Genomic DNA, 7,080 nt, shown 5'->3' with positions numbered 1-7,080 from the left:
TTCGGAAACAATTACGGGGGTTGTAAGAAGCTCCGCCCCCACACTTTCAGGGACTCCGCCATCGAAAGCGCCCATTCAAATCTCTAACCCCCCGATATTTATATATTATATAATTTCACTTATATATCCGCGGGCAAACTGCCGAAAAGGTACCCTAAGGGGGTTGCAACCATGAAATATTACTTACGCGGAATGAAACAGGGCTTGAGTCTGGCTGCCTGGATCAGCTTCAGCGTGGCCTGTTCCAACCCCGGTAAATCAGGTGGCGGCGAAGCCCCCAAGGCCCCCGATCAGCCCAAGCAGAGCGAGGATGCGCGTCCGGTCAATAATAATCCTCCGGATGCCAGCGGCACCCGTATCGTCCTTGCTTTCAAAAGCCTCGCCGGCTTGAAAAACATTGCCGGTTACATCGTGGATGGGGTCGATCAGCACGGCTTCAAACCCATCGACAACGATCGTTACGCCTTCTTCAGCATGAAGCCGGGCCGCTATGATTTCATTATCGAAGGACAGCGCGCCGGTGATGATACCAGCCAATCGGCTGCCACAGGCGTTGGCATTCGCATCAGCGGCGTAAATATCAAGGCCGGCGAAGACACCATCATCCGGGAACCGATCGAGCTGCTCCCCACCTTTGCCATCAAAGGCAAGGTTCGTCTGCTCGATGGCGTGACGCATGGCGCGATCAATGTGCAGATCCCCGGCACGCGCATCAAAGCCAAGACCGAAGCCGATGGCAGTTTCACGCTGCCGAACGTCCCTCTCGGGGCGCATCCGATCGTGGCATCGAACACAGGCTATCTGGATGCTTCGTATGAAAGCCGTCACTGGTCGGCCCAGGATGCACCGGAGCTGCAGCCCCTCACGCTTTTGCCAGCGGATCAGGCCCTTCCCACGGGTGTGCATTATAAAGGCGATGGCATGACAGCGGGCGAAGAAAACATCGTTACGGTTTTCCTGGTCCGCCCGGCTGGAATGAATAAATTCCGCAGCAGCGAGACTTCCGACTTTGCGACTGCCACCTGGCAGGACTTTCAATCCTCCATGGATGTGAAGTTCCCTCCAGGCGGTGAGCGCAAGATCTTCGTTCAGTATTCCAAGGATCAGCAGCAGCTCAGCGCCATCTTCAGCGCTGATATTCCGATGGCTCAGCCCTGATCGCGTTTCACTTTGCAGCTGCGCTTATGTTCCCAGCCCCAGCCGTCACCATCAGGATCGGAATCCTTGGATCGACAGTCAGGATAGTAGCCCGGTGATTCACGCTGACCAAAGTTCGGCGAGAACAGCCCGCCGGCATCCTTCAGCATCATCGTCCGCCTGTCACTCGCAAACGCTTTAAAGTCTTCATAACCCGCGTGCCCCACATAAGGGATATAATACTGCGCCATGCCCAGATTCCGATTTTCCCAGGTCAGGGCATAGGCGAGCTTGATATCCTTATCAGCGGACAAAAGCGGCAGCAGGTGCTGGGTAAACCACTGCGACGACTTCGTCACTTCATTGTGAAGATTATAGTTCCCCGTTTCCGTCAGAGCTGCGACCTTGCCTTCATCATCAGCGATACGCGAGATCGTCTTGAGATAACGGGCAAAGATACGGGATTGATACTCAGGCGTTTCCCAGGGCATTCCTCGATTCACCGAATAATAAAGATCCAAACCGAGAATATCCACATGGCGGGATCCCGGGTAAATGTTCATGAAATCTTGATAAAGCTCCTGATCCGTGACGGTATCCCGCATGGCCCTATCAGCATCACAGCTATGACCTTCATGCTTGCACAGCCGGTCAGGTGAAAATGCCACCAGCATATTCTTAAGCCCTTTTTGATGACGCAGATAATCCACCGTCATGCGAAAGAGTTTCTTATAGGCCTCCGATCCACTCACCACATGGCGTCGGCCGAGATGCTTCTCACAGTCCCAACCCTTGGCGCCCCACCAGAACCAGCTGCCATTCATTTCATGAAAGGGCCTCAGGATGATCGGCATCTGATCCAGACCTTCCATCTGCAGTTTGCTGGCAAAGCGATCGAGCTTCTGCGTGTAAAGCCAATCCTTCCAACTCAAACCATTGATCCATGGTTCCTCGTTCACGATCCGACAAAGGCAGCTTCGATTGCTATCCCAGTTCCAATCCTTGATATTGAAGCCATCTCCGGGCACTCCACGACGGCCTTCGGAATCATACACATCCTGCACATCACAGCCCCGCATGTGCCAATCAAAAGTGATCATGCCGCCCGAACCCGAGCTGTAAAAATCGCGAGCCGCTTTCGCATAAGCCGCCTGATTCCACGTGGGATTTTTCATCGCAAAATCCCAGACGTCCATGCCGAGCAACGCCGGCTGATCACCGACCAGCTGCTGGGCATCCGGCTCCGTTCCATAGGACGCATCACTCCAGGGCCTTTGTCCCTCACGCCCGACTCCGGAAAGGTTGAGCCGTTGTTGGCCAAACATAAAACGGCCGGACCCGGCCAGTCCTGCCAGGTTCGCATAAACTTCATCTTTGAGCTGCACCTCGTCAGTCTCGCCCAGGGCAAGTTCAGTGTTCGTTGACGGAGAAGGCGGGCGACAGGAAATCAGGGCGAGCAACGTAAGCGTCCCAAAGGCATTCCGCAGTACATTCATGGCAACCTCTCTCTCAGTGTGATACCGACGGGTTGCGCCCATTACAAGTCATGTGCCAGAAGAAAAACAAAGTGGAAAACCTTTGAATCGCTTCTTTTGCCTGATGATACTGTTCCCGCTGTCCGACAAAAGCTTGATCGTTTCTGCAGCAGGCAAGCTTCAAACGAGGAATATGACTGGTGATAAAGGCAGGAAGAGTGCTGTCTCGTTCCGGAAACGACAGATTGGGAGTGCTGGCGGCAGGCGAACGGGTTATACTGATCTGGGGCATCCCGCGTGAAGCATTGATTATGCAGGCGAACCGACAAACACAAACCAGGGAGTTTGGTTTTCGGGTGGTGTGCAAGCCATTCGTCATGAATGGAGCCTAAAGCCTGGTGACCAACACCCACCAACATGTTGGTGGGTTCCCTACGCGAATCAGTGTGCGGGGTGCCCTACCCGCGATTCAAAAGGCGCTTCATCTCGCCCAGCGCTTTTTTGTGCAGCTTCTTGAAGGACGGAAGACTCAGCTGCATTTCTTCGGCGACTTCCCGCAGGGTTTTCTCTTCAAAATAAAGTTGATGGATCAGCGTCTTCTCGGGATCAATCATGCGGGCCATGGCATGATCGAGGCGTTTTTGATCTTCGATTTCCAGGAGCATCGACAGCTGATCCAGACTGTGGTCAGGAGCTTCGATATCCTCAAGCTCGACCTCGGTTTCAAATTCCAGTCCATTGCCCCAGATCGCTTCGATCTGAAGGAGCTCATGGAATTCCTCGGGACTCATCTTCAGACGGGCCCGCATCTCGTCTTTGTTGAAGGTCAGCTCACGCAGACGCGCCTCTTCACGCAGCGCACCCAGAGCCGCCAGCTTTTTCCTGATTTTAAAAGGAACGGGATGCCGCCGCGCCTGCTCTTCGCGCATGCTTTGCCGAATCAAGGGCCAGGCGAAACTCTTGAAAGGACCGCGCGGTTTTTTATAATATTTTTGTGCAGCTCGAAACAGGGCCTCACGACCGACGGCCTGCAGCTCCTGAAACTCCGCCTCATTTTCCACTTTGCTCGGGATGTGGTAGCGCGCGGCCGCTTTCCTCACCAGTTCCCAGTGGCTCTCCACAAGTTTATGCGGCATGATTTGTGCAGAATCATGCAAAGTCCTGGCCAAATCACTCGTGCCTTCCAACGCGGCCAATTGCCGATCCAAACGTGCCGGCAAGGGATGCAGATCGCGGGCGATCAGGATCAGGAGTCGCACGGAATCGCGCTCCCGTGCGGGATTTGCGTCCTCGATGTTCCAGCCTTCAGCCTGGGCTTCGATTTTCGGGAGAAGCTGCGCGCTGTCCACCAGCGCCAGGGTTTCCAACAGACTCCGGCACTGCTGCCAGAGATTCATAAAATGCGCCCGAATCAATGAGTTATCGCCCACCGTTTCTTTCCTTCCTCTGGCCGTCGTTTCCGTCTCAATCTCAGCAGCAGTTTGCCAAGGTTTAGCAATCTCAAACCAAGCAGCGGTATCCCACAGTTTAGCAGTCTCAAACACATCAGCAAATTCTTGCTTTTTTCAGAATATTGACCTAAATCATCCATCCAATAAAAAAGGAGCAATCCATGCGTCATCTGGCGGTTTACGGAACCCTGAGGGATCCCGATATTATCCGGACGGTGTTAGGTCGCGATCCGACGCCTTGGGCGCGCGGCACGACGCAACTGCCTCATTTTTCTTGCTACTACGTGGAGGGCGCGGTTTATCCCGGCCTGAAACGCGAACCTGAGGCTATGCTCCAGCTTCAGTTGTATCAGAATCTGCCGGTGGATTGTTGGGAAAAGCTGCTGGCTTATGAAGGCAATGAGTACAAACAGGTCGGCATCAAATATCGCGGCGTGACCTACACTCTTTTTGTGCCACGCACCTCTACGCCCCTCAGTCCTTCCAAGTGGTCCCTGGAGTCCTTTCAGGCCGTTCACAAAAATCGTTTTATGATGGAACTGAGTGAAGAGCTGGGTCGCGGGGCCTAAGGCTGGTTGGAGCGGGCGCTCCAACCGATCAGAGTCCGAACTTACTGCGCGAAGGCGAATTCAGCGCGACGGTTCTTGGACCAGGCTTCTTCACCCTGGCCAGCCACGGCTGGTTTTTCCGAACCGAAGCTCACGGCCTGAAGACGGTCGGCACCGATGCCTACAGTCTCAAGATACTTGCGCACGGATTCCGCGCGGCGCTGACCCAGGGCAAGGTTATACTCGATCGAACCGCGGTCATCGCAGTGGCCTTCGACTTTGAGTTTTTCCTTGGTATTGGTCTTCATATGGGCGGCGATGGCATCCAGGCGAGCCATGCCTTCGGGCGTGAGGGAAGCGTCATCAAATGCGAAGTAAACGATCTCCGCTTTGAATTCCAACTTTCCATCCTTGTCGACGGAAAATTCATGATCATCCGCTTTCTTCTCGGTGGCCACGACTTCCTCGACTTTTTTATCGTCGTTCGTACAGGCGACAGCAAAGAGATTCAGAACCACAAGAGCCGACAGCATCAACTTCATCTTCATTTAAAATTCCTCCGGTTCAAAAACAGAAATCACCTCGCGGCGATATGCAAGGAGATTTCCACAATTCCGCGCGGCGTACTTGACCTGAATTTGTGGGGAAATTCTTTTGTCCTGTCGAGCCCTTGTGCAAACAGCCGTCCAACTCCTTGACACCCCTCGGCTTCCCTCACTCCCCGGTTGTGGGCCCAGCGAAAAGGATGTTAGTGTCGGGGGAGTTTAGCCGCGAGCCAGGTGCATGGAACAGAACGCAAAACCAGTCAAGCTTGACAGTCTTTCTCAGCGCGGAAGGCGACTGATCCTTTTGCCTCTTGTCCTTTCCCTCGCCGCTCATGCTCTTCTCATGCTTATCCTGTCGTTTTTACCAGCTCTTGATCGCAAACCGAAGAGCACGGCCAAGGTTCCGGTACGCCTGGAATTCAAAGAAGTCCCACGAAAGCCCGACGCGGATAAGGCCGAGAAAAAAAACCTCGCCGAAGAGACTCCGAAAGACGAACCCAAGACCATTATTGAGGCGCCACTGCCCGAGACCGAGCCACCCAAGGATTCCGCTTATCTTGGAGCGCAGAATCACAGCACGGCTCAGGAAACGAAAACGCAGCCGCGTCCCAGTGCAAGGGCTGCTGATCCCACGCCTTTGCAGAATGGGCCTTTGCGTCTGAAGGTCGAGGACGCTCCCGGCGGCAAGGTCAAGGTTCCTGCGGGCAAGGATTATAAGGAATTCCTGCCGAAGCAGATTGATGTCGTGAACACGGGGCATAACGATTACATCGACAAGAAACTGCCGGTCGGTCCCGTACTGGACGTGAACACCACCGAGTATCGTTACATCGGTTATTTCACGGCTGTTCGCAAGCAGGTGGACCTTGCCTACTACGATATCGGCCCGACGCTTCAGGACAAGGACTATATCCGCGATAGGGTGGAAAGCGTCGGCAAAGCCCAGCTGCAGGGCACCAGCGTGATTCAGCTGAAGGTGGCCCGCAGCGGCCTTCTGATGGAAACCAAGCTCGTCCAGTCATCCGGAGACAAGGACGTCGATCAATTCTGGGAACGCGTCCTGAACCTGGCCGCGCCCTATCCGCCCTTGCCTCGGGATTTCCCCGAGGAGGAGCTGGTCTTCACCTACAAGCTTTACTATGATTTTGTGATAGCCGGCGAGAGGCGCACGCGTCGCTTTATGTTTTAGCCTTGCCCTGACAGCGCGCGCAGATGCCATCCAATTGAAACAGGTGTTTCTTAGGTTCAAATTGATTCTGGCTTTTCAGATACCAGAGCATGGGCGCGAGCACTTCCTCGGGCACATGAATTTCACTGGCCGCATCGCAGCTCGTGCAATGGGTCATGATATGTGTGCTGGCCTCACAGGCGAGGTGCGTACAGGCGATATAATCCCCATTCGGGGCCACCTGATGAACGAGCCCAAGCTCCGAAAAGCGATCGAGGATCCGATAAACCGTCACAGCGTCAATGGACTCCTGCTCATCCAGCTGCTCGGCCGTCTTCTGCAGAATCACCTTGGGCGAAAGCGGCACCTTGGAATGAGCCAGACATTCAATGAGCGCCATCCGCGGCCTTGTCAGCCTCGCCCCGGACTCCTTCAGCGTTTTGACACAAAGTTCCTTAAAACTCTCGCTCTTGCCCATACCTTCTTTCCAACAAAATGACCGTCAACCCGGTACTAACCTGGGAACCCGCCTTACGTCAAGCTGTCAGAAGATCTCCCCCCCGCCAAATCAGCCTAAAGAAATCCGGCAAGACCATGAAAAAATAGTGGAAGCCTGCTTTTGATTCAGTTAGGATCTGGCCCTCAAACGATTCCTCGATCGTTTATGGAGAGGTGGCAGAGTGGCTGAATGTACCTGATTCGAAATCAGGCGTCTGCGCAAGTGGACCGAGGGTTCGAATCCCTCTCTCTCCGTTC

7 protein-coding genes and 1 tRNA gene are annotated in these 7,080 nt (G+C 54.2%); 4 read left to right on the top strand and 4 right to left on the bottom strand.

Features of this window, described 5'->3' with window-relative positions; genetic code table 11:
* Nucleotides 1-171: 171 nt before the first annotated feature.
* Nucleotides 172-1,158, top strand: a complete 987-nt coding sequence (locus VFO10_RS17155) for a hypothetical protein (RefSeq protein WP_325142367.1) — start codon at nucleotides 172-174, stop codon at nucleotides 1,156-1,158.
* On the opposite strand, the gene VFO10_RS17150 is transcribed toward VFO10_RS17155, so the two are convergent.
* A complete protein-coding gene (locus VFO10_RS17150) occupies nucleotides 1,149-2,633 on the bottom strand; it encodes a glycoside hydrolase family 26 protein (RefSeq protein WP_325142364.1) in 1,485 nt (494 codons plus the stop codon). The genes VFO10_RS17155 and VFO10_RS17150 overlap by 10 nt on opposite strands.
* 437 nt (nucleotides 2,634-3,070) lie before the next feature.
* The gene (locus VFO10_RS17145) at nucleotides 3,071-4,042 is read right to left on the bottom strand and encodes a sigma-70 family RNA polymerase sigma factor (protein WP_325142362.1); all 972 of its coding nucleotides are present in this window, start codon (nucleotides 4,040-4,042) and stop codon (nucleotides 3,071-3,073) included.
* A 182-nt stretch (nucleotides 4,043-4,224) separates the two neighbouring features.
* Between VFO10_RS17145 and VFO10_RS17140 the strand changes: the two genes are divergently transcribed.
* Complete coding sequence (locus VFO10_RS17140; RefSeq protein WP_325142360.1) at nucleotides 4,225-4,632, top strand: gamma-glutamylcyclotransferase family protein; 408 nt, start codon at nucleotides 4,225-4,227, stop codon at nucleotides 4,630-4,632.
* A 41-nt stretch (nucleotides 4,633-4,673) separates the two neighbouring features.
* Here the strand turns inward: VFO10_RS17140 and VFO10_RS17135 are convergent, their stop codons facing one another.
* A complete protein-coding gene (locus VFO10_RS17135) occupies nucleotides 4,674-5,159 on the bottom strand; it encodes an OmpA family protein (RefSeq protein ID WP_325142358.1) in 486 nt (161 codons plus the stop codon).
* A gap of 235 nt (nucleotides 5,160-5,394) precedes the next feature.
* Here VFO10_RS17135 and VFO10_RS17130 point away from each other — a divergent pair, with 235 nt between their 5' ends.
* Nucleotides 5,395-6,345 carry a TonB C-terminal domain-containing protein gene (locus tag VFO10_RS17130; RefSeq protein WP_325142356.1) on the top strand — a complete coding sequence of 317 codons (951 nt, stop codon included), beginning with the start codon at nucleotides 5,395-5,397 and terminating at the stop codon, nucleotides 6,343-6,345.
* On the opposite strand, the gene VFO10_RS17125 is transcribed toward VFO10_RS17130, so the two are convergent.
* Nucleotides 6,335-6,802, bottom strand: a complete 468-nt coding sequence (locus VFO10_RS17125; protein WP_325142353.1) for a Fur family transcriptional regulator — start codon at nucleotides 6,800-6,802, stop codon at nucleotides 6,335-6,337. The genes VFO10_RS17130 and VFO10_RS17125 overlap by 11 nt on opposite strands.
* A gap of 188 nt (nucleotides 6,803-6,990) precedes the next feature.
* On the opposite strand from VFO10_RS17125, the gene VFO10_RS17120 reads away from it, so the two are divergent.
* Nucleotides 6,991-7,077, top strand: a tRNA-Ser gene (locus tag VFO10_RS17120).
* The last annotated feature ends 3 nt before the right edge of the window (nucleotides 7,078-7,080 follow it).

This window comes from Oligoflexus sp. (assembly GCF_035712445.1).
GTDB lineage: Bacteria > Bdellovibrionota_B > Oligoflexia > Oligoflexales > Oligoflexaceae > Oligoflexus.
The sequence above is the reverse complement of the archived record's forward strand: the minus strand, read 5'-3'. Positions and strand labels throughout refer to the sequence as shown.